This is a genomic window from Nonomuraea sp. NPDC003201, from assembly GCF_053590415.1.
Genome location: NZ_JBSFTC010000005.1, coordinates 65220 through 87205, shown reverse-complemented (window position 1 = coordinate 87205; position 21986 = coordinate 65220). Strand labels below are relative to the sequence as shown.

22 protein-coding genes are annotated in these 21986 nt (G+C 70.7%); 9 read left to right on the top strand and 13 right to left on the bottom strand.

All coding sequences use genetic code 11. From position 1 onward, the window contains the following. Positions 1-76: 76 nt before the first annotated feature. Genes ACWDX9_RS04360 through ACWDX9_RS04345 form a run of 4 tightly spaced genes read right to left on the bottom strand, consistent with a single transcriptional unit; the run spans position 77 to position 4851 of the window. The gene (locus ACWDX9_RS04360) at positions 77-1912 is read right to left on the bottom strand and encodes a glycoside hydrolase family 127 protein (RefSeq protein WP_449948917.1); all 1836 of its coding nucleotides are present in this window, start codon (positions 1910-1912) and stop codon (positions 77-79) included. Then, positions 1905-2669 (bottom strand): carbohydrate ABC transporter permease, encoded by a 765-nt coding sequence (locus ACWDX9_RS04355; RefSeq protein WP_350738313.1) that lies wholly within the window; start codon positions 2667-2669, stop codon positions 1905-1907. The genes ACWDX9_RS04360 and ACWDX9_RS04355 overlap by 8 nt, the downstream gene beginning before the upstream one ends. Then, positions 2666-3580, bottom strand: a complete 915-nt coding sequence (locus tag ACWDX9_RS04350; protein ID WP_449948915.1) for a carbohydrate ABC transporter permease — start codon at positions 3578-3580, stop codon at positions 2666-2668. Before ACWDX9_RS04350 ends, ACWDX9_RS04355 begins: the two co-directional genes overlap by 4 nt. Continuing rightward, positions 3577-4851: an ABC transporter substrate-binding protein gene (locus ACWDX9_RS04345; RefSeq protein WP_449948912.1), complete on the bottom strand. Its 1275-nt coding sequence runs from the start codon at positions 4849-4851 to the stop codon at positions 3577-3579. The genes ACWDX9_RS04350 and ACWDX9_RS04345 overlap by 4 nt, the downstream gene beginning before the upstream one ends. Positions 4852-4961: 110 nt before the next feature. Between ACWDX9_RS04345 and ACWDX9_RS04340 the strand changes: the two genes are divergently transcribed. Further along, the gene (locus tag ACWDX9_RS04340) at positions 4962-5975 is read left to right on the top strand and encodes a LacI family DNA-binding transcriptional regulator (protein ID WP_350738322.1); all 1014 of its coding nucleotides are present in this window, start codon (positions 4962-4964) and stop codon (positions 5973-5975) included. 10 nt (positions 5976-5985) lie between these two features. On the opposite strand, the gene ACWDX9_RS04335 is transcribed toward ACWDX9_RS04340, so the two are convergent. Beyond that, on the bottom strand, positions 5986-6924 hold the full coding sequence (locus tag ACWDX9_RS04335) for a beta-ketoacyl-ACP synthase III (protein WP_449948909.1): 939 nt from the start codon (positions 6922-6924) through the stop codon (positions 5986-5988). Between the two features lie 46 nt (positions 6925-6970). Here ACWDX9_RS04335 and ACWDX9_RS04330 point away from each other — a divergent pair, with 46 nt between their 5' ends. Then, on the top strand, positions 6971-7615 hold the full coding sequence (locus tag ACWDX9_RS04330; protein WP_449948907.1) for a TetR/AcrR family transcriptional regulator: 645 nt from the start codon (positions 6971-6973) through the stop codon (positions 7613-7615). Between the two features lie 69 nt (positions 7616-7684). Continuing rightward, a complete protein-coding gene (locus ACWDX9_RS04325) occupies positions 7685-8353 on the top strand; it encodes a TMEM175 family protein (RefSeq protein ID WP_449948905.1) in 669 nt (222 codons plus the stop codon). Between the two features lie 139 nt (positions 8354-8492). On the opposite strand, the gene ACWDX9_RS04320 is transcribed toward ACWDX9_RS04325, so the two are convergent. From ACWDX9_RS04320 to ACWDX9_RS04300, 5 genes are all read right to left on the bottom strand, one after another. After that, positions 8493-8708 carry a hypothetical protein gene (locus tag ACWDX9_RS04320; protein WP_449948902.1) on the bottom strand — a complete coding sequence of 72 codons (216 nt, stop codon included), beginning with the start codon at positions 8706-8708 and terminating at the stop codon, positions 8493-8495. 37 nt (positions 8709-8745) lie between these two features. Next, positions 8746-9096, bottom strand: a complete 351-nt coding sequence (locus ACWDX9_RS04315; RefSeq protein WP_449948899.1) for a nuclear transport factor 2 family protein — start codon at positions 9094-9096, stop codon at positions 8746-8748. Between the two features lie 274 nt (positions 9097-9370). Continuing rightward, positions 9371-10384, bottom strand: coding sequence for a LacI family DNA-binding transcriptional regulator (locus ACWDX9_RS04310; RefSeq protein ID WP_449948896.1), 1014 nt, complete (start codon positions 10382-10384; stop codon positions 9371-9373). Positions 10385-10452: 68 nt separating this feature from the next. After that, the gene (locus ACWDX9_RS04305; protein WP_449948894.1) at positions 10453-10722 is read right to left on the bottom strand and encodes a sulfurtransferase TusA family protein; all 270 of its coding nucleotides are present in this window, start codon (positions 10720-10722) and stop codon (positions 10453-10455) included. Positions 10723-10757: 35 nt separating this feature from the next. Further along, positions 10758-11351: a TetR family transcriptional regulator gene (locus tag ACWDX9_RS04300; RefSeq protein ID WP_449948891.1), complete on the bottom strand. Its 594-nt coding sequence runs from the start codon at positions 11349-11351 to the stop codon at positions 10758-10760. A 64-nt stretch (positions 11352-11415) separates the two neighbouring features. On the opposite strand from ACWDX9_RS04300, the gene ACWDX9_RS04295 reads away from it, so the two are divergent. From ACWDX9_RS04295 to ACWDX9_RS04285, 3 genes are all read left to right on the top strand, one after another. After that, positions 11416-12669, top strand: a complete 1254-nt coding sequence (locus ACWDX9_RS04295) for an FAD-dependent oxidoreductase (RefSeq protein WP_449948888.1) — start codon at positions 11416-11418, stop codon at positions 12667-12669. Positions 12670-12713: 44 nt separating this feature from the next. Further along, the gene (locus ACWDX9_RS04290) at positions 12714-13451 is read left to right on the top strand and encodes a hypothetical protein (RefSeq protein WP_449948885.1); all 738 of its coding nucleotides are present in this window, start codon (positions 12714-12716) and stop codon (positions 13449-13451) included. A gap of 165 nt (positions 13452-13616) precedes the next feature. Next, the gene (locus ACWDX9_RS04285) at positions 13617-16553 is read left to right on the top strand and encodes a BTAD domain-containing putative transcriptional regulator (RefSeq protein WP_449948882.1); all 2937 of its coding nucleotides are present in this window, start codon (positions 13617-13619) and stop codon (positions 16551-16553) included. Here the strand turns inward: ACWDX9_RS04285 and ACWDX9_RS04280 are convergent. Both ACWDX9_RS04280 and ACWDX9_RS04275 read right to left on the bottom strand, forming a co-directional pair. Continuing rightward, a complete protein-coding gene (locus ACWDX9_RS04280) occupies positions 16475-17791 on the bottom strand; it encodes an FAD-dependent monooxygenase (protein WP_449948879.1) in 1317 nt (438 codons plus the stop codon). The genes ACWDX9_RS04285 and ACWDX9_RS04280 overlap by 79 nt on opposite strands. A 69-nt stretch (positions 17792-17860) precedes the next feature. Next, a complete protein-coding gene (locus ACWDX9_RS04275) occupies positions 17861-18700 on the bottom strand; it encodes a phosphotransferase enzyme family protein (RefSeq protein WP_449949046.1) in 840 nt (279 codons plus the stop codon). A gap of 234 nt (positions 18701-18934) precedes the next feature. On the opposite strand from ACWDX9_RS04275, the gene ACWDX9_RS04270 reads away from it, so the two are divergent. After that, positions 18935-19861 carry a fatty acid desaturase family protein gene (locus ACWDX9_RS04270; protein WP_449948876.1) on the top strand — a complete coding sequence of 309 codons (927 nt, stop codon included), beginning with the start codon at positions 18935-18937 and terminating at the stop codon, positions 19859-19861. Here the strand turns inward: ACWDX9_RS04270 and ACWDX9_RS04265 are convergent. Further along, on the bottom strand, positions 19830-20051 hold the full coding sequence (locus ACWDX9_RS04265; RefSeq protein ID WP_449948874.1) for a hypothetical protein: 222 nt from the start codon (positions 20049-20051) through the stop codon (positions 19830-19832). The two genes, ACWDX9_RS04270 and ACWDX9_RS04265, sit on opposite strands and share 32 nt — an antisense overlap. 51 nt (positions 20052-20102) lie before the next feature. On the opposite strand from ACWDX9_RS04265, the gene ACWDX9_RS04260 reads away from it, so the two are divergent. Then, positions 20103-21230, top strand: coding sequence for a sensor histidine kinase (locus ACWDX9_RS04260; protein WP_449948871.1), 1128 nt, complete (start codon positions 20103-20105; stop codon positions 21228-21230). Continuing rightward, entirely contained in the window at positions 21227-21895 is a 669-nt protein-coding gene (locus tag ACWDX9_RS04255; protein WP_449948869.1) for a response regulator, read from the top strand. The genes ACWDX9_RS04260 and ACWDX9_RS04255 overlap by 4 nt, the downstream gene beginning before the upstream one ends. Positions 21896-21986: the final 91 nt, after the last annotated feature.

Genomic DNA, 21986 nt, shown 5'->3' with positions numbered 1-21986 from the left:
ACGAAGGTGACGCGGCAAGCGAAGCTGTGAGCGTTAACACAGCCAAGCACACCAACGGTTTACGCACTTGCCTCTCCTAGATCGGTAGCCAGACACGCATGGTCGCGGGGCCGCGGTTGCCCCACCGGTGGTAGGGCACGAGCCGGAGCCTGACGTCGGCGCCACCCGCCTGCCCGTCGGAGGCGGGCGCGTACGGCCAGCCGTTGCCGGCGCCGGCGCCCAGCGACGCCTCCACCTCCAGCTCCACCACGCCGTCCGCCTCGTGGTGCTCCACGGGCGGCTGGACCCGCGCGGTCAGGTCGCCCAGCGCCGGCTCGTCGGCCACCGACTCGGCGCAGTAGACCAGCGGCCCCCGCTCCACCGCCGCGCTCCCCCGCAGCGCGTCGATCCGCCGGTCGGGCATCGTCCACCTGGGCGCCATCGGCAGCTCCAGCCGGATCTCGTCACCGGCCCGCCACGGCCCCTCGACGTAGGCGTAACCGGGATCGACCGGGCGTACCGCCGGGCTCTCCGCCAGCGGCGCCTCCGGCGAGGAGGCCGGGACGTGGGCGAGCGTGGCGTCTGTGGCCCAGGCGGGGACGCGCAGCCCGATCCGGCCCTCGCCGCCCTCCAGCACCCGCACGCTCACCGAGCCGGTCCACGGGTAGCCGGTCTCCACGCGTACCGCCAGGCCGTCGTGCCGGATCTCCGACGGCGTGTGGTGGTGGATCTGGATCCCGTCCGAGGTGGTCGTGGCCACGTACGCGGCCAGCGAGGCCATCGTGCGGGCGATGTTGTTCGGGCAGCAGGACACGTCGAACCAGGGCGAGCGCAGCCCGCCCTCCGCGGCGTGGTTGACCCCCTCCAGCGGCACCGCCGGCACCCGCACCTGCAGCGGGTTGGCGTAGAAGAACGACTTGCCGTCCAGCGCCACCCCCGTGGCGAGCATGTTGTACAGGGTGCGCTCGGCGAGGTCGGCGTAGCGGACGTCGCCCGTGGCCAGCAGCAGCCGGTGCGCCAGCATGACGGAGGCGATGCTCGCGCAGGTCTCGTTGTAGGCCCGGTCCGGCGGCAGCTCGTAGTCCTCGCCGTACGACTCGTCGGCATGCCTCGAGCCCATGCCGCCGGTCAGGTGGGTACGCCGGGCCACCGTGCGCTCCCACTGGGACTCGATCGCCTTCAGCAGCTCCTGGTCGCCGGTCTCGACCGCCACGTCCACCACGCCGGAGGCGAGATAGAGCGCGCGCACCGCGTGCCCGCGGAACACCTGGGCCTGCCTGACCGGGATGTCGTCCTGGTAGTAGATGCGCCCGAAGGGGATGTCGGCGAGCGCGGGCAGGCCGCGGCGCTCGACGAAGCGGCGGGCCATCTCCAGGTAGCGCTCGGTGCCGGTCACGCGGTAGAGCTCGACGAGGGCCATCTCGATCACCGGGTGGCCGCAGGTCTGGGTGCCCTCCATGAAGCGGCGGCACACGTGGTCGGCGGCCTTGATCACGACCTGGGTGAGCTGGTCCTCGCCGTGCATGCGCAGGCGGGCGACCCCGGCCTGGATCAGGTGCCCGTAGCAGTAGAGCTCGTGGCCCCACTCGAAGTCGGTGTAGCGGCTGCCGGACCAGCGGGTGTTGATGTAGCCGTCGCCCTCCTGGGCCTGGGCCACGGTCTCGGCCAGCTCGGGCAGCGCCGGGTGGTCGGCCCAGGCCATGGCCTCCAGCAGCTTGTAGATCTCGGAGTCGCTGAACTCCCGCCCCCGGCGGGGCCGCTCGCCCCGGAAGTTGCCGATCCAGCCTTCTCGCTCTTCCCATTCCTGGCAGTGGGCGATCGTGACCTCGCGGTTGAGCGCGGCCCGGTCGCCCCAGAAGCCGGGGAGCAGCCGTACCGCGTCGAGGCCGAGGGGGGACAGGGCGCCCGATGAGGGCAGGACAGGGTTAGCCACGCAGAGCTCCTGACATGAATCCGCGCACGTAGTGGCGCTGCAGCACGATGAAGAGGATGAGACAGGGGAAGGCCATGACCATGACGCCGGCCTGGAGCATGCCGTAGTCGATGGCGCCGAACGTCTGCTGCGTCATGCTGACCACGGCCACCGGCAGGGTGAACGACGCGCCGTCATTGAGCAGGATGAGCGGCGCGAAGAAGTCGTTCCACGACGCCAGGAAGGCGAACAGGCCCACCGTGATCAGCGCGGGCCGCACGGCGTGCAGCAGGATCCTGGCGAACGCCCTGAACGTGCCGCAGCCGTCCACCAGCGCGGCCTCCTCCAGCTCGCGCGGCAGCGCCTCGAACGCGTTGCGCATCATGAACAGCGCGAACGGCAGCTGGAACATGACGAACACCAGCGAGAGCCCGACCAGGGAGTTCTGCAGGCCGAGGTAGCCGAGCAGCACGTAGAGCGGGATCAGGATCGTCGCGTACGGCACCATGAGGATCGCCAGCGTGGCCAGGAACAGCAGGTTCTTGCCGGGGAAGTCGAAGCGGGCGAAGCCGTAGCCGCCGAGCGCGGAGACGACCAGCGTGCCCGCCACCGTCATCACCGAGACGAGCACGCTGTTGGTCGCGTACGTGCCGAGCCCCTCGCCGAAGCGGGCCATCTCCAGGTAGTTGCCCGGCTCCTCGAACGAGGCGTAGCCGCTCCACACCAGGGGGAACAGGAACAGCACCGCCAGGGCGGACAGCGTGAGGTAACGGCTCATCGCAGCCTCCGCATCATCAGCGTGTTGAGCCCGACGAGGGCGACCAGCAGGACGACCGAGAGCGCCGCCGCGCCGCCGAGGTCGAAGCGGAAGAACGCGTCGCGGTAGACGACCATGACCATCGAGACCGTGCTGTTGTCGGGGCCGCCGTTGGTGAAGACGAAGAACTGGTCGAAGGCCAGCAGCGAGCCGGTCACGCTGAGGATCAGCATCAGCGCCAGCGTCGGGCGCAGCAGCGGGAGGGTGATCTTGGTGAAGATCTGCCAGCGGTTGGCGCCGTCGCTCCTCGCGGCCTCGTACACCTCGGTCGGGATGGCCTGCAGGCCGGTCAGCAGGATGAGCATGTTGAACCCGGCGAAGCGCCACAGCACCAGGGTGATCGTGGAGAACAGCGCCATGTTCGGCGTGCCGATCCACTTGACCGGCTCGCTGGTGATGTGCAGCGTCTGGAGCAGGGGGTCGATGGGGCCGAAGTCGTTGTTCAGCATCCCGTAGAAGAGCAGACCGGCGGCGGCGAAGCCCACGGCGCCGGGCAGGAAGAACGCGGTCCTGAAGAAGCCGATGCCCGGCTTGCGGTCCTGCACCAGCATGGCGAGACCGAGCGCCACGGCCGACAGCAGGACGGTCGTGATGGCCGTGTACTTGAGCGTGAAGAGGATCGCGTCGATGAAGAGCGGGTTGTCGCCGATCTTGAGGTAGTTGTCGGGGGCGTTGAACGTGGCCTGACCGAGCAGGGGCCAGCGGTTCAGTGACATCCAGACGACCAGCACGAGGGGCGCGATGAAGAGCACGCCCACGATGACGGCCGTCGGAGCCGTGTACAGCCAGCCCTGTGCCTTCCTGCTCCGCCACCGGGCGGAAGGCGCGGAGTGCGCCGCCCGCCGCCCGGTTCGGTTCACCGTCAGAGTCATTGTTGAAGTGACTTCGTGATCTCGGCGTTGAGCTGGGGGAGTTTCGAGGCGTCACCGAACACGGCCTCGCGCGCGTAGCGCAGCCACGGACCCTGCGGGTCGTTGAAGGTCTGGCCGAAGCGCAGCGCGTACGGCGTCTGGCCCTTGGCCACCAGCGAGTTGATCAGCACCACGCGCGGGTCCTCCGCGGAGTACTTGTTCCTGGCCAGGTCGGTACGCGCGAGCACGTCCTTGTTCTTGGCCATGACCTCGACCTGGGCGTCGTCGGAGACCGTCCAGGACAGGAAGTCCCAGGCCGCGTCGGGGTTCTTGGACGTGGCGGAGATGCCGACGGAGTCGCCGCCCACGAACGTGGACTCGCCGCCGTCGGGGCCGGCGATCGGGGTGACGCCGATCTTCATGTCCTTGGGCATGAGACCGAGCGTGGTGGAGGGCATCGGCATGACGCCGATCTCGCCCTTGGGGAAGAAACCGGTCCAGGTCGGGCCCTGCTCCTCCTTGGCGGTCGGCCCGGTCACCTTCTTGTCGTACAGGTCGCGCCAGATCTTGAACACGTCGGTCATCGCGGCCTGGTCGTTGAGCGACTGGGTGCCCTCGGCGTTCATGACCTGGCCGCCGCCGGCCCAGACGGAGGGCCAGAATGTGAAGACGTAGCAGCCGCCGCAGTTGCCGCCGAAGAAGGTGCCGTGGACCTTGCCGTCCTTGCCGAGCTTCTCCTGGATCGTGGTCGCCTGCTGGGCGAACTCCTTCAGCGACTTCGGCCCCTGCTCCGGGTCGAGCCCGGCCTTCTGGTAGAGGTCCTTGTTCCAGAACCAGACCGACAGGTCGAGCGTGTGCGGGAGCGTGTACATCTTCCCGTCGAGCGTTCCGAGCTTCATGTGAGAGGGGGCCAGGCCGTCCTTGAACGGCAGCTTCGCGACCCTGTCCGTGATGTCCATGAACAGGCCCTGAGAGGTGTAGTTCGGGACGAAGATGACGTCGGCCGCGAACACGTCGGGGAGCTGCTTGGCACCGGCCGCCGCGGCGATGCGCGGCTGGTAGTTGTCGGTCGGGATGACGGTGAGCTTGACCTGAATGTTCTTGTGACTGCTGTTGTAGGCCTTGACCAGCCGCTCGCTCTGCGTCTGGGTGGCTGCACGGGTCCACATGGTGATCGTCACGGGACTCTCCGCCGACGGCGTGCTGCCCCCACCACCACCACCGCTGCCGCAGGCCGCCGCTGTGAGCGCTAACACACCGAGGAGGGAGATCCCGGCCAGCCTTCGTCTCATGTTGTGCTCCTGGACTTAAAGGTTTTCGGAAACGTAGAAGAAACAAGAGTCCATGTCAATGGGTGCTAGGGTTCTATGCAGTTCACAGGTGACGAAAAGGGTTTCGAAACATGGCGAGTAAGCGGGCGACCATCTCCGATGTGGCCTCGCTGGCGGGGGTCTCGATCGCCACGGCGTCCAAAGCACTCAACGGGCGCCAGGACGTGCGGGCCGCGACGCGCGAGCGGGTGCTCGCCGCCGCGGCGGAGCTCTCCTTCCAGCCGAACGCCCTGGCCAGGGGGCTGATCTCAGGACAGACGCGCACGGTCGGCCTGCTGACCTCCGACAGCGTCGGCCGGTTCGGCATTCCGGTGCTCCTCGGGGCGGAGGACGCGTTCGGGGCCGGCGAGATGGCCGTGCTGCTCTGCGACGCGCGCGGCGACGCGATCAGGGAGCAGCACCACGTGCGGGCGCTGCTGTCGCGCCGGGTGGACGGCCTGATCGTGGTGGGCGAGAGCACGAGCCCGCGGCCGTCGGTGAGCAAGGACCTGCCGGTGCCGGTCGTGTACGCCTACGGCCCCTCGGACGACCCGTCGGACGTGTCCTTCGTGCCGGACGACGTCGGCGCGGCCGCCATGGCCGTCAACCACCTGCTGGCGATGGGCCGGCGCAGGATCGCGCACATCACGGGGCCCACGCACTACAAGGCCTCACGCGACCGCGAGGAGGGCCTGCGCCAGGCGCTCGCGCAGGCGGGGCTGCCGCAGGCGGGGCAGACGCTGTCGGGCCCGTGGTCGCAGCGGTGGGGGCGGCACGCGGCCGAGATGCTGCTGATGGCCGAGCCGGAGGTCGACGCGGTGTTCTGCGGCAGCGACCAGATCGCGGCCGGCTTCGTGGAGACGGCCAGGGAACGCGGGCGGCGGGTGCCGGAGGACATCGCGGTGGTCGGCTACGACAACTGGGAGGTGCTGTCCACGGAGACCCGCCCCGCCCTGACCACCGTGGACATGAACCTGGAGCAGCTGGGGCGCACCGCGGCCCAGCACCTGTTCGCCGCCATCGACGGGAAGGCGACGCCCGGGGTGCACAAGATGCCCTGCCAGCTCGTGATCCGCGACTCCACCTCCCCGCCGGGCGTCTCCTGAGGCGGGCCCGTCAGGGGCAGCGGACGATCATGCCCGCGTACGACAGGTTCCCGCCGAACCCGAACAGCAGCATCGGCGCCCCGCGCCGGACCTCACCCCGCTCCAGCAGCTTGGACAGCGCCAGCGGCACGCTCGCGGCCGAGGTGTTGCCCGACTCGACCACGTCGCGCGCCACGATCGCGTTGACCGCGCCGAGCTTGGCCGCGACGGGCTCGATGATGCGCAGGTTCGCCTGGTGGAAGACCACCGCCGCCAGGTCCTCCGGCCGTACGCCGCCGCGCTCGCACGCCTTCCTGGCGATGTCGGGGAGCTGGGTGGTGGCCCAGCGGTAGACGGTCTGGCCGTCCTGGGAGAAGCGGGTCGGGGTGCCCTCGATGCGTACGGCGGCGCCCAGCTCCGGCGCGGAGCCCCACACCACTGGGCCGATCTCGGCCTCCGGAGCGGCGCTGATCACGGCCGCCCCCGCGCCGTCGCCGGTCAGGACGCACGTGGTCCGGTCGGTCCAGTCGGTGACGGCCGTCATCTTGTCCGCCCCCACGACCAGGGCGTTCGTGGCCGCGCCGGCGCGGATGGCGTGGTCGGCCACGGCCAGGGCGTGGGTGAAGCCGGAGCACGACACGCCGACGTCCATCAGCCCCGCGCCGGGCACGCCGAGCCGGGCGGCGACGCGGGAGGCGATGTTCGGGGCGCGCTCGGTCTGGGTGCAGGTGGCGATCAGGAGGAGGTCGATGTCGGCGGCGTCCAGGCCGCTCGCCGTCAGGGCCTTCGCGGCGGCGTGGTGGGCCAGGTCGGCCACGGTCTCGTCGGGTTCGGCCACGTGCCGGGTACGGATGCCGACGCGCTTGGTTATCCACTCGTCGTTGGTGTCCACCATGGCCGCCAGCTCATCATTTGTCAGGATTTTTGCTGGTTGATAGTGGCCTGTGGCGACAAGTCGTGATCCCGTCATGAGGCCGGACTATAGCAAGCGAACGTTCGGACGCTAAACTGCCCGCATGAGTCCCCGCAGATCCGTCGCCGAGGCCCTCGGCACGCGTGCGGCCATCCTGGAGCGCTCGGTCGCCATCGCCTCCGCGGAGGGGCTCGAAGGGCTGACCATCGGCCGCCTCGCCGGTGAGCTGGGCATGAGCAAGTCAGGAGTGCTCGGGCACTTCGGCTCCAAGGAGGCGCTGCAGCTCGCCGTCCTCGACCGGGCCGGGGAGATCTTCCGTGCCGAGGTCTGGGAGCCCGCCCGGCCCGCCGCACCCGGGCTGACCCGCCTGCGGGTGCTGTGCGAGGCGTGGATCTCGTACCTGGAGCGCGGGGTCTTCCCCGGCGGGTGCTTCTTCGTGGCCGCGGCCCACGAGTTCGACGGCCGGCCGGGGCCGGTGCGGGACGCGGTGGAGGCCAGGTTCGACGCCTGGCGCGGACGGCTGCACAAGGAGGCCGGACGCGCGGTGGACGCCGGGGAGCTGCCGGAGGGGACGGATCCCGACCAGCTCGTGTTCGAACTGCTGGGCACGGCCATGGCCCTGAACCACGCCCTCCAGTTGCACCGCGACGCGCGGGCGCCGGAGCTCGCCCGCCGCACCGTACAAGCCCGCCTCGGCCGCCCTGCCGCTGTGACCGGTCAGGTCCACCGCGATCCTCCGGAGCGCTGACAGCGGCCCGCCCTCGAACCTCTCCGGGCTGATACCGAGCGAACCTCATCCGTGGCACACTGGCAAACCGTGTCAAATAAGGGCAGGACAGACAGCCAGGTCTCCCCTCACTTCACCGACGAAGAGGACCGGCGGCATGTCCGCGAACGGCTGGTCTTCTTCTCCGACGCGGTGATCGCCATCGCGATGACGTTACTCGCACTGGAGCTGCCCGTACCGCACGGGGAGACGAACGCCGAGCTCTGGCACTCGTTCGTGCAGTTGCTCCCCGACGAGTACCTGAACTTCGTGATCAGCTTCGGGGTCATCGCCGCGTTCTGGGTTGCCCACCACCAGTACTTCCGCGAGATCCACGTGGTGGACGCCACGCTGCGGCGGTACAACCTCGGCTGGCTGTTCCTCATCGTGGTGGTGCCGTTCGCCACCCGGGTGAGCAGCGAGGTCGGGGATCTCATCCTGGGCCCGGTCCTCTACGCCGTCGTCATCAGCGCGATCGCGCTGCTCATGGTGCAGATGGTGCGGCACGCGACCCACGCTCACCTCATGCGTGCCGAGGCGCCCACGCAACGGATGCGCGGGTTGGTGGTCGGCACGGGAACGGCGGCGGCGGTGTTCCTCCTGTCGATCCCGGTGAGCTTCGCCAGCCCCTCCTGGGGCAAGTACTTCTGGCTGCTCACGGTCGTCGCATCGCGCGTCACGAACCGCGTGTTCGAGCACCGCACCGCGCCCGCCTCCTAGCCCGCCTCTTCGGCCTCTCGGCCCGCGAGCGCGCGCTTCGACGGCCGAAGGGGCGCATCCCCGGTACGGGATCGAGGGCAGCGTCATACGCCCGGTCGCGAACGCGGCGAGGGCGACCGGGGAGCCGGGCCGGGCTGTGCTAAGCGCCCGTCGACAGCCGTTCGAAGAGCGCCACCGCCGCCTCCCGGACCTCATCCGGGGAGACCCCGTCCAGCGTCTTCCTGGCATCGGTGATGTCACGAGTGGTGGCGAGCGTGATGGCCACGGACGACGCTGCGGCGTGGTCGATCGATCCCGTCGGGGCGGCGTCTGCCAGTTCCTGGGCGCTCGCGGCGAGGTCGAGGTTGTCTCTCAACGGATCTCCTCGGATGAAGACGGCTCGGCCCATTGCATCATTTGGCATCATGCCGCATCCACCATTCGGTGAATTCACGACACCGGCCATCGGGCACAAACCTGATCACCCATAGATTACTGTACGTTTTGTCGGGATATGTCGTGACCCCCTGGATAACACTGACGTCTTCGTCAACGTTCACCGGATGCCACTCGAACTCGGCCTCACCAGGCTTGTCCTGCCGCCCGAGCCACTGCGAGATGATCTCGTCCCGCCCCTGCCACGGAGAGCTGTACGGCTCGGTGTAGTAGACGGCGTCCTCGGTGAACATCGCGGCGATGTCGTCGGGATCGTTGGAGTTCCAAGCACGTACATACCCCTCGATCCATGGGCCCGGCTCGACCATTGTGTTACCCCCCTCAGCGGGTCATATCGCCCGCCTACCCGCCTGACCAGCCGTTAAGCGTCGATCATGGACACTACGCCTGGTCACGGTCTCATCTCGTTTAGGTATAGGGGTACTCAGGCGCTCTTCCGCGTACTCCGTCAGGGTTGGAGCCGGGGGGAGTTCATGGCGGCTCCGGGATGTGCCGCGGAGGAGGGGACGGCACGTGCCGCGGGTCGGGACACGGCGGTCTGCCAGCCGCCCGCCCCGCCCGCGGCACGCGCCGAGGCCGCCGCTACACGGAGTGAGCGGGACCGGTGCTGCCGCGCGGCGTGAGCACGGCCGCCCGGTCCTCGTACGGGGGCACGGTCTCGCCCGCGATCAGCGCGAGCAGCCGCTGGGCGGCGTGTGCCCCGTACGCGGGGATGTCGCGGGTGAGCGCGGTCAGCGGCGGCCGGACGACCTGGGACAGCGGCGAGTCGTCCCAGGCCACGATGGACAGGTCGCGCGGCACCTCGACCCGCATCTCCTGGGCCACGGACATGCCCGCCACGGCCATGATGTCGTTGTCGTAGATGATCGCCGTGGGCCGGTTGGGCGAGCTGAGCAGCCGCCGGGTGGCCCTGGCGCCCTCCTCGCCGGTGTAGTCGGTGTGCACGGTCACGTGCTCGGCCACGCCCTCGCACGCCTGCTCGAACGCCTGGTCGCGGACGGTCGTGTGGACCAGCTCCGGCAGCCCCGCCACCCGCGCGACGCGGCGGTGGCCCAGCGCCACCAGGTAGCCGACGGTCTCGTGCACGGCCTCGCCGTCGTCCGACCAGACCGCCGACAGCGAGCCCGACTCGGTGGGATGTCCGATGACGACGACCGGCATCCCCAGCCGCTCCAGCTCGACCACTCTGGAGTCCGAATAGTGCAGGTCGACCAGGAACACGCCGTCGATGCGGCTCTCGCCCCACCAGCGCCGGTAGACCTCGCTCTCCTGCTCATGGCTCGTGACGACCTGGAGCAGCAGCGCGTACGAGCGGTCGGCGAGCACGCCCTCGATGCCGCTGATCAGCTCCATGAAGAACGGCTCGACGCCCAGGATGCGGGCGGGACGGCAGAGTGCGAGGCCCACGCAGTTGGCCCTGGCGCCGTTGAGCGCCCGCGCCGCGCTGTTGGGCCGCCAGCCGATCTCCTCGGCGATGGCGACGATCCTGGCCCGCGTCGCGTCCGATACGCCCGGTTGCCCGTTGAGCGCGTAGGAGACCGCCACTTTGGACACTCCCGCCCGGCCGGCGATGTCGGCGATCGTGGGTCGCTTCACGGACTCCCTCTCTGAACCGGATAACCCTCATACTCTAGGCCACCCCATTCGGTAAGGGAATTAACCGCTTAAGCCACGTGCCAGGGTTTGGCGTCCTCGGTCTCCTTGGCGGTCCCGGCCACGCGCAGCGCGTACGTCGGCGGCTCCGCCCCCGGCACCGGCCCCAGGTACGTGTGCCCGGTCAGATGACACCAGGCGGGCAGGTCGACGGGCGCGGCGGGATCGGTGGCGATGAGATGGATCACCGCTCCGGGACCGGCCTGGCGCACGTGACCGCGCAGTTCGATGAGCAGTTGCACGCAGAGCTTGCCGCTGCCGTCCACCACGAGATCAGGCATGAGTACAAGGAAACCACCGCCGGGACCCCGGACCGTCACGAACCCCGCAGGTGACCCATGAGCTTCTCGACCTCCCGCGCATAGTGCTCGGCGAACTCCGGCGACGCCGGATCCCACCCCCAGACCGCCTGGACGAGCTGCGGGAACGCGATGCCGGCCGCCGCCATCGAGAACAGCGCCACCAGCACCGCCGCCGGGTCGAGGTCCGCGGGGAACTCCCCGTCCCGCTGGCGCTCGCGCAGGAGCTCCAGATCCCGGCGTACGTCCTCGACGAAGGAAGGGTCGGGCGGCCCGTCGTCGGTGAGACTCCGCCAGAGCATCAGCCGGCCGTAGTCGCGGCGGGCGGCGTTGGCCCGCACGTATTCGGCGGCGAGCGTGCCGAGCGAGGCCGACCGGTCGGCGAACCCGCTCTCCTCGGCCTGCCAGCGCGCGGTCAGGGCCTGGTAGAGGCCCTCTTTTCCGCCGAAATAGTACGAGATCAGCTGCTTGTTCACCCCGGCCCTGGTGGCGATCTCGCTGACACGCGCCCCCGCGAACCCCTTCGCCGCGAACTCCTCCAGCGCCGCCTGCAGGATGCGGGCCTTCGTGCGCTCGGGGTCGCGCTGCTTCTCTTCGGGCGCTCGTCTCATGGCCCGCACTCTATCATCCATCCGGATGGTTGACAGAATCATCCGTATGGATGATAGTCGAGCCATGACACGGAACATCGCGATCATCGGTGGCGGCATCGGCGGGCTCTGCCTGGCCCAGGGGCTGCGCAAGGCAGGGCTCGACGTGACCGTCTACGAGCGGGACAGGACCCCGGCCGACCGGCTGCAGGGCTACCGCGTGCACATCGACCCGAACGGAGCCCGCGCCCTGCACGACTGCCTGCCCGCGCATCTGTGGCAGGCGTTCCTCGACACGACCGGGCGGCACGGCGGGCAGGACTTCGGCTTCGTCACCGAGCGGCTGGGGCGGCTCGCGCTGATCGAGGCGCCCACGGCGGCCGACCCGGCCGACGACCACCACTCGGCCAGCCGCATCACGCTCAGGCAGGTGCTGCTGTCGGGGCTCGACGACGTCGTACGGTTCGGGAAGACGTACGAGAGGTACGAGCGGCTGCCCGACGGGCGGGTCGAGCTGTTCTTCGCGGACGGCACGAGCGCGACCGCGGACATCGTGGTCGCCGCCGACGGCGGGAACTCGCGGGTGCGTAAGCAGTACCTGCCGCACGCCGAGCGGGTGGACACGGGGATCACGACGGTGGCGGGCAAGTTCCCGATCACCGCCGAGACCAGGAAGCTCGTGGCGCCGCGGCTGCTCGACGGGCCGAACAGCGTCATCCCGCCCAGCGGCATGGGGTTCTTCACCGCGCCACATGACCTGGGCGACGGGGTGGCGTACGGCGAGTTCGGGGTGACGGAGCAGGAGGGCGCGCTGATGGACAACTCCGCCAGCTACATCCTGTGGGCGTTCGGCGCGCCCGGCTCTGCCTTCCCCACCAACATTTCCGAAATGTCGGGCAAGCAGCTCCAGGCCACCGTGGCCCGGAAGATCGAATCCTGGCACCCCGACCTGCGCACAGTGGTCGGCCGGTCCGACCCCGACACGATCACGCTGCTGCCGATCCGTACCTCGATCCCCATCGACCCCTGGCCCGCCACGAACATCACCCTCCTCGGCGACGCCATCCACAGCATGACGCCGATGCGCGGCATCGGCGCGAACACCGCGCTGCGCGACGCGCGCCTGCTCTGCGCCGCCCTCACCAGCGGGGACGATCCTGTTGACGCCATCGCGGGCTACGAGGCCCGGATGCGCGAGTACGGCTTCGCCGCCGTCCGCGACTCGATGCGCGCGGCCGAGCAGTTCGTCGGCGGCAGCAGGGTGAGCCGGACGGGGTTCAAGGTCTTCCTCCGGGTGGTCCAGCGCTTCCCCGCGCTGAAGGCCAAGGTGTTCTCCTGACCCGGCCTGTTGCGCGGGAGGGGCCGGGCGAAGAGTGTGGAGGCATGCCAGGCGTCGACACGATGGACGGCCTCCTGCTGGCGGTCGCGGAGTTCGATCCGGACGCGTACGAGCTGCCCGTCGAGGCGGCGGCGCTCGACCGGGCCAGGCGGTCGCTCGACGCGTGCGGGCTGCTGCTCCTCGGCGAGGTGCACGGGGTCAGGGAGAACCCGCTCGTCATCCTCGGGCTCATGCGGCTGCTCGGCCTGACCAGCCTGGCCCTGGAATGGCCCGAGGAGCTGAAGCCGCAGCTCGACCGCTACCTCACCGACGGGACCGGGCTGGACCACCCGCTCTGGTGGCTCGGCAGCGGCGCCATCACCGCCGGGCACCTCGCGGTGCTGCGAGCCGTGCCGGGGCTGCGGGTCACGTTGTTCGACGGGTGGACGCACGCGGGCGACTGGTCGCAGCGCGACGCCTTGATGGCGCAACGGGTGCTGGCGGCCCACGCCGAACCCGCGCTGGTCGTGGCCGGCAACCTCCACACCCTGACCTCCCCGACCGACCTGGGCCTGCCGATGGGGGCGTGCCTGGCCGGCGCTCGGCCGTCGCTGGAGAGCGTACGGATCGACTACGGGACGGGCACCTTCTACAACTTCGAGCCCCGGCACATCCGCAATCACCCGGCCAAGGCGGGGTTGAGGGTCGGGGAGGACGGGCTGGTGGTGGGACTCCCCGAGTTCGCCGAAGCCACCGTCCCCCACCTCCCCGCCGACCTCCTCGACTCCCACCTCACCCCCTGACGCCTCACCCCGCCCGAAGCCCAGACCGCCAAGCCCGAGGCGCGGGGTGCGGTGGCGATGGCCGGGTCGTCTCGGCCCTTCCCCAAGGGCTCCGGCCGAAGTGCGGATGGGGCTGCGGTGGGAGGGTGTGGGGTGCGTACGCTGGAGTCCGGGCGGGGAGGGTGGATGCGGGTCGGGATTCTGGGGCCGCTTCATGTGGCGGGGTGCGCGGTCGGCGGTGCCCGGGTGCGGGCGCTGTTGGTGCGGCTCGCGCTCGACCCCGGACGCGTCGTGACCACGGACAGGCTGATCGACGACCTGTGGCCGGGTGAGGCGCCGGCCCACCCGATGGCGGCGCTGCAGTCGCTGGTGTCCAGGGCCCGCAGGGAGGCGCCAGGCGTGATCTCGTCCCATCCCGCCGGATATGTGCTGGATGTGCCGCCGGGTGAGGTGGACGCGTGGGCGTTCGAGCGGCTCGTACGGGCCGGTGACGTGCACCGGGCACTGGTGTTGTGGCGGGGTCCGGCGCTGGCGGACGCGGCCGATCTGCCCTTCGCCACGGCCCCGGCGGCCCGACTGGAGGAGCTGCGCCTGACCGCCCTGGCCACGAGGATCGCCACCGACCTGAGCGCGACGATCACCACCGATCCGGCCGCTGCCCCAAGCGCCGCAACCGCCGACGGCCCGGCCCCCGCCTCGACGGCGACGACCGCCGACCACCCCGACGACCCCGAACGGGGGGCTGGGCTGGTGGCGGAGTTGGAGGGGTTGGTTGCCGCGCATCCCTTACGGGAGCCGTTCCACGCCCTGCTCATGCGCGCCCTCACCACCCAGGGCCGGCGCGCCGAAGCGCTCGTGCTCTTCGAGCGGATCAAGGCGGCCCTGGCCGAGAAGCTGGGCGTGGACCCGGGGCCCGAGCTGCGGGAAGCCCACCTGGAGGCGCTGCGGGACGCCGAGCCGAAGAGCAACCTGCCCGCCCGCCTCACGAGCTTCGTGGGCCGCTCCGAGGACATGTCCCGACTGAAGGGCCGGCTCGGCAGGGCCAGGCTGGTCACGCTCGTCGGGCCGGGCGGCGCGGGGAAGACGCGGCTGGCCGTGGAGGTGGCCGCGGGCCTGCACGTGCCGGACGGCGTGTGGCTGGTCGAGCTCGCCACCGCCACCGGCGTACGGGCCGCCCTGGAGGGCACGCTGAGGACGACCGACCCGGTCAGGGCCCTGCGCGGCACCGCGCCGCTGATCGTGCTGGACAACTGCGAGCACGTGATCGAGGAGGCCGCCACGACGGCCCGTACGCTGCTGTCCGAGGTGGCGGGCCTGCGGATCCTCGCCACCAGCAGGGAGCCGCTCGACATCCCCGGCGAGACCCTGCACCACGTGCTGCCGCTGCCCGAGGGGAAGGCGGCCGAGCTGTTCGCGGAACGGGCCGCCGCCGCCCGGCCCGACCTGCGGATAGAGCCGGAAGAGGCAGCGCGGATCTGCCGCGAGCTGGACGGCATCCCGCTGGCCATCGAGCTGGCCGCCGCGCGCCTGCGTACGATGCCGCTGTCCGTCCTGGTGCGGCAGCTCGGCGACCGGCTGGCCTTCCGCGGCGGCCGTACGGCGGAGCCGCGCCACCGCACCATGCGCGCGGTCATCGACTGGAGCTGGAACCTGCTCTCCGACCGCGAACGCGAGCTGCTCCGGGGCCTGACGGTGTTCTCGGGCGGCGCCACGTACGAGGCGATCTCCCAGGTCTGCGGCGGCGACCTCGACCTGCTCTCCTCGCTGGTGGACAAGTCGCTCATCGCGGTCTCCGGCGACCGCTACACGATGCTGGAGACCATCAGGCAGTACGCCGCCGCCGACCTCCCCGAGCTGCGCCAGGCCCACGCCCGCTACTACACCGAGCTGGCCGAGACGGCCGACCCCCACCTGCGGACCGGCGAACAGCTCAAGTGGCTGGCCCTGCTGGACGCCGAGCGGGGCAACCTGGACGCGGCGCTGCGCCACTCCGACGACCCGCTCCGGGTGATCCTGCCGCGGCTCTGGCCGTGGATCATCCGCGGCCGGCATCGCGAGATCAACGAGCAGGCCGCGTCGGTGCTGCGAAGGGTGGGCGACACGCCGCCGCGGGGGCGGGAGCTGGCGCACGGGATCTGCCGGGTGCTGGCGGGGTTCGCGCCGACCGAGGCGGTGCTGGAGTCCGACCATCCCGCCGCCCTGAACTCGTGGGCGCTGGCCGGGGTCGGGACGCCCGCCGACGTGGTGAGCCTCACCGAGCGGCAGTCGGGGCGGCTGCGCGACCATCCCGACCTGTGGACGAGGTCGGCGGCGCTGCTGGCCACCGGCATCGTGCGGTTCGAGTACGGGGCGGTGGCCGGGGCCGAGGACCTGCTGGCGCCGGCGATCGACGGGTTCAGGGCCGTCGGGGACCGGTGGGGGCAGTGGGCCGGGCTCTTCTGGTTGTCGCTGGTCGCCGAGAACCACGGGGACTTCGCCACGGCGGTCGCCCTGGCCGAGGAGCCGGAGCGGCTGGCCGCCGAGCTGTCCGGGCTCGACACGCCGCTCGGGCCGATGACGTTCCTGATCCGGGTCGGCCGGCTCAAAGGGCGGGCGGGCGATCATGCCGGCGCGGCCCGCGCGCTCGAACAGGCGTGGGAGTCGGCCGTTCGGTCCGACGACCAGGCGATCGTGGCCAGGGTCATGCACGCCAGGGCCGAGCTGGCCAGGCGCACCGGCCACCCGGACGAGGCCGCCCGGCTCCTGGAGGCGGCACTGGCGCTCGACGTCGAGGTGTCAGCCCAGCTCAGGGCGTACATGAACGTCGAGCTCGCCCGCGTTCGCGAGCCCCGCGAGCCGCTGCGCCGGGCCCTGGAGCTGATGGCCACGTGCTCCGACAGGACCGCGCGGGCGACCGTGCTGGAAGGGGTGGCCGAGCACCTGGAGCCGGAGGCGGCCGCCGAGCTGCTCGGCGCGGCGCGGGCGCTGAGGGGGATCGGCGAGTCCGCCGATCCCCACGTCAACGAGCTGGCCGCCAGGTGCCGGGCCGCGCTGGGCGAGCACGGCTACCGCGAGGCGTCGGCGAGGGGCGCGTCGATCCCGAACCCGGAGAGGTACGCGCTGAGGCCGCTCTCGTCCCCGTGATAGCCGATGTAGCCGTCGGGGCGGACGAGGATGACGCCCTCCTGGCCGTCGAGCGGCGGGAGCACCGCGAACGGGTACGTCGTCTCCGTGTCGGCCAGCAGCAGGAAGCCGGTGCCGCGCTGCTCGGCGAAGAGCGCGCCGAGCCGTTCGCCGCCGCGCTCGCCCACGGACAGCGGGCTGCCGAGGTAGGCCAGGCCGAGCTGGTTGGTGTCGTCGCCGCGCTTGTTGTCCCGCTCCCGGTACAGGCGGGTGCTGAGGCCCAGCACGTGCGCGGCCACCGCCATCCGCTCGTCCTCGTACGTGTCCAGCAGCGCCTCGGCGCCGACGGCCAGCTTCCAGCCCAGGTTGTAGGCGTCCTGCACGCCGGTGTTGAGCCCCTGGCCGCCCGCCGGCGTGTGCACGTGGGCCGCGTCGCCGGCCAGGAACACCCGCCCGACCCGGAACCGGTCGGCCATGCGGATGTTGACGCGGTACTCGGACCGCCACAGGATCTCCTCGATCCGCACGTGCGGCGCGTGCTCGGCGACGAGCGCGATCAGGTCGTCGTCACCGGTGTACGGGGCGACGAGCTGGAAGACGTCGGTGTTCGGCAGCGGGCAGAGCGTGAAGTGGACCTTCTGCTCGGCCGGAGAGCCCCACACGTGCCAGTGCTCGCGGTCCAGGTCGCCGGTCCTGACGTCGGCCAGCAGCATGCGCTCGCTCTCGAACGTGTCGCCGACGAAGCCGACGCCGAGCTGCTTGCGTACGACGCTGCGACCTCCGTCCGCGCCCACCAGGTACGCGCAGCGGACCTGCTCGCCGCCGCCCAGGGTGACGGTCACGCCGTCCTCGTCCTGCTCGAAGCCGGTCACCTCGGCCCCGAACTCGACCTCGTGCCCCAGCTCGGCCAGCCGGTCGCGCAGGATCTGCTCGGTCCGCCACTGCGGCTGCATGATCAGGTTGGGGTACGGCACGCCGGCGGACGGCTCGCGGATCTCGTCCATCCGGCCCTCCCAGACCACCTGGTCGCCCTGGTAGCTGCGCAGGCTCGGGTACTCGCGGCCGGTGGCGAGGATCTCGTCGACCACGCCGAGGTCGTCGAAGACCTCCAGCGTGCGCGGCTGCAGGCCCTTGCCGCGCACGCCCGTGGGCGGCAAGGGCGACTTCTCGACGATGCGGAGGTCGACGCCTCTGCGGGCCAGCTCGACGGCCAGGGTCAGTCCGGTCGGCCCGGAGCCGACGATCAGCACGTGTGTCATGCCGAGGACGATGCCTGGGGGCACTGCCAGATCTCTGTCAGCCGCTGCCAGGCCCTTTTCTGGGCCCTTTCACGGACGGAGCTTGTGGAACAGCGTCACGCGGTCGCGGTGGTATTCGAGGTCGTCCTCGTCGTGCCGCACCCCCGCGCGCACGGCTTTCCGGAAATAGGCGTACTCCCTGCGGAGCTTGTGCCTGATGAGCTGGGCCAGCGCCTCCTCGTCCAGCTCTCCGGCGGTGCCCCCGGCCTCGTGGTACGCCTCCACGAACGCCCGGCTCGGCCCCAGCTCGTCGTCCCCCCATTCGAGCGCGGCGGCGGCCAGCTCCACCTCCGGGGCGCCGACGAAGGTCTCGTCCCAGTCGAGCACCGCCACGATCCCGCCGTCCCTGGCGAGGGTGTTGCCGGTGTAGTAGTCGCCGTGGAGGGGGTGGCGCAGCGGGTGGCGGGCGTGGAACTCCGCCAGCCAGCGGTCGAGGGCGGGGTCGTCGAGTTCGAGGGCGTCCCGGGGCGGGTCGCCGTACAGGCCGGACTCCTGGAAGGCGGGCACCGGACGCGGCGGCGCGCGGAACGTGGCCAGCGACTCGTGCAGCCTGGCCAGCAGGCGGGCGCCCGCCGTGCGCTGGGCGGGCACGTCGGAGTCCGGCCACTCGCCCTCGACGTACGGCCAGCAGGAGATCGGGCGGCCCGCCACCATGACGACCGTCGCCCCGTCGGGGGCCGGCACGGGTGCGACGGCCTCGGGGAGCGTGCCGGCGGCGTGGCGGGCGATCGCGTGACACCACTCGCTCTCGGCGGCTGTGCGCCCCACCGGTCCGACGCGGATAACATGGCCGTCAAGCAGGTAAGCGGCGGATTCCTCGCCACCGTGCAATCGTTCGCCGTTCCCCGTGACATCCCAGGTCAGCGCCATGGCCGCACGGATTTCAGGGGTAAGCGGGTTATCGGCATAGATCACTCCGGAAAGCCTATCTTCCGGATCCGTCCCTGATGCGCAAAGGTTAGGGTCACCTACCTCGCACTTGTAAGGAGACCCGTGGCCAGTCCCGGCAGGCTCGACACCAGAGGCAGCGATTTCGCCCGACTAGCCCGTCAGATCACGGACGCCGGTCTTCTTGACCGGCGTCCCTTTTATTACGCGATCCGGATGACCATCATGGCCGCCGTCTACCTCGGCGGCTGGGCGCTGTTCGTCTGGCTCGGCGACTCGTGGCTGCAGCTTCTCGTGGCCGTCGCGCTGGCGGTCGTCTTCGCGCAGCTCGGGTTCCTGGCCCACGATCTCGGGCACCGGCAGGTCTTCAGGACGCGGCGGCCCAGTGACGTCGCGGGCCTGATCATCGGCAACCTCGCCATCGGGCTCGGCTGGGGCTGGTGGACCACCAAGCACAACCGCCACCACGCCAACCCCAACCACGAGGACCACGACCCCGACGTCTCCCCCGCCGTGATCGTCTGGTCGGAGGAGCAGGTCGCCAGGAGCATCGGTCTACCGCGATTTGTCGCGAAATATCAGGCTTACTGGTTCTTCCCGCTGCTGACGCTCGAGGCCTGGCACCTTCACATCGCCAGCGTGAAGGCCCTGTTCAAGCCCGAGGCCAAGCGGCGCGGGTCGGAGCTGACGATGCTCCTCACGCACTTCGTGCTCTACTTCGGCCTGGTCTTCACCATCCTGCCGGTCGGCAAGGCACTGCTGTTCCTGATCGTGCATCAGGGATTGTTCGGGATCTACCTGGGGTGCACGTTCGCGCCCAACCACAAGGGCATGCCGATCCTGACCGCGGAGGACAAGCTGGACTTCCTCCGCAAGCAGGTGCTGACCTCGCGGAACGTACGGGGCGGCCTGTTCGCGGACGTGGCGCTCGGCCAGCTCAACTACCAGATCGAGCATCATCTCTTCCCCAACATGCCGGCCCCCAACCTGCGCCGGGCACAGCCGATCGTCGAGCGGTACTGCGCGGAGATCGGCGTCGACTACCTCCAGACCGGCCTGATCGAGTCGTACGGGCAGGCACTACGCCATCTGCACGAGGTCGGCGCCGCGCTCAGGAGCCCTCTTCCGACTCAAGGCGCCTGAGCAGCGAGTCGCGGCGGCCCTCGAGCTGAGCGATCAGCTCCTCCTGCTCGTCCGCCTGGCTGATCAACGCCGAGATCTCCACCTGGTCGGTGGCGCCCATGTCGCGACTCTGGTTGCGGAGGTCCTGGTTCTCGGCCCTCAGCCGGGCCAGGTCCTCTTCGACCTGCCGCAGGTCGTCCTTTGTGCTCATTTACGTGCTCTACCCAGATGCGCCCCGGCGATTACCCCCCAGAATGGGAGCATGCGCAAGCCGTCGACCAGCATGATCGTGTCACTCGTGGTGATCGCGGGTCTGCTGGTCGGCATGGCCATCACCTACGCGACCAGGGGCCAGACGCAGACCAACGTCCTCGACGTGGTGCTGCCGGTCATCGCCTGCTGCGGCCTGCTGCTGCGGGAGCGCTATCCCGTCGGGGCGCTGCTCCTGGTGATGGTCTGCGTCGCCGCCTACTACCGGTACGCGGGGCTCGACGGGCCCATCGTCATCCTGCCGTTCGTCAACCTCTACACCGCGGCCGAGAAGGGCCACCTCACCGCGGCCATCGCGATCGGGGCGGCGTCGCTGCTGGGCATGGGGCTCGGCGAGACCGGCGGCGTCCGGCACGTCGAGAACAGCCTGTTCCTCATGATCGCCGGCTGGGAGGTGGCGGCGGTCGCGTTCGGCAGCGTCACCCGCAGCCGCCGCCTCTACCTCCAGGCGGTCGAGCAGCGCGCGCTCGAAGCCGAGCACAGCAAGGAGGAGGAGGCCAGGCGGCGGGCGAGCGAGGAGCGGTTGCGGATCGCGCGCGAGCTGCACGACGTGCTCGGGCACAACGTCTCCATGATCAACGTGCAGGCCGCGGCGGCGCTGCACGGGCTCAGGAAGCGGCCGGAGGACGCCGAGACAGCGCTGCGGACGATCAAGGACACCAGCAAGGAGACGCTGCGCGAACTGCGGACCACCCTGGGCGTGCTGCGCCAGGTGGACGAGGACGCGCCGACCGCCCCCGCCGACAGCCTGGCCCGGGTGGACGCGCTGGTCGCGGCGTCGGGGCTGGAGGTACGCACGGATCTGTCGGGGCCGCTCGACGCCGTGCCGACCGAGGTGGACCTGGCCGCCGCCCGCATCGTGAGGGAGGCGCTGACCAACGTCTCCCGCCATTCCGGTGCGAAGCAGGCCACCCTCACCATCAACAACACGTCCGGAAATATCATGATCCGGGTGGAGGATGACGGGCCGGGCGCCACGTACGACGGGGGCAGCGGCTTCGGCCTGCAGGGCATGCGCGAACGCGCCACCGCGCTCGGCGGCACCCTGGAGGCGGGCCCGCGTCCCGAGGGCGGCTTCAGCGTCGTCGCCCGGCTGCCGCTCGGGAATGGGGCTCGATGATCCGCGTACTGCTCGCCGACGACCAGACCCTGGTACGGGCCGGGTTCCGGTCCATACTCAGTGACGAGGACGACTTCGAGGTCGTCGCCGAGGCCGCCAACGGCGCGGCGGCCGTGGCCGGAGCCCGCGAGCACCGCCCCGACGTGGTGCTCATGGACATCCGCATGCCGGAGCTCGACGGCCTGGAGGCCACCCGGCAGATCTCCGGCGACCCCCGGCTCGAGAACGTCAAGGTGATCATCCTGACCACGTTCGACCTGGACGACTACGTGTACGGCGCGCTGCGCGCCGGCGCGAGCGGCTTCCTGGTCAAGGACACCGAGCCGGCCGAGCTGATCCACGCCGTCAGGGTCGTGGCCAGGGGCGACGCGTTGATCGCACCGTCGATCACGCGGCGGCTGATCGCCGAGTTCGCCGGCCGGGTCAAGCGCCCCGAGCCCGGCCCCGAGCTGAACGCGCTCACCGAACGCGAGCGCGAGGTCATGACGCTGGTCGCCGGCGGCCTGTCGAACGACGAGATCGCGGCCCGGCTCGTGCTCAGCCCCGCCACGGCGAAGACGCACGTCAGCCGCATCATGACCAAGCTGTCGGTCCGCGACCGGGCCCAGCTCGTGATCATCGCGTACGAGGCCGGCATGATCATCCCGGGCTGGGCTACTCCCTGAGTCGTAGCCCGGGAGCCCTCGTGCGACCCGGGATGTATGCCGGGTTGCCGCCCGGGCATGACGCGGCGGGCGGAGCCGTACCGGGACGCTC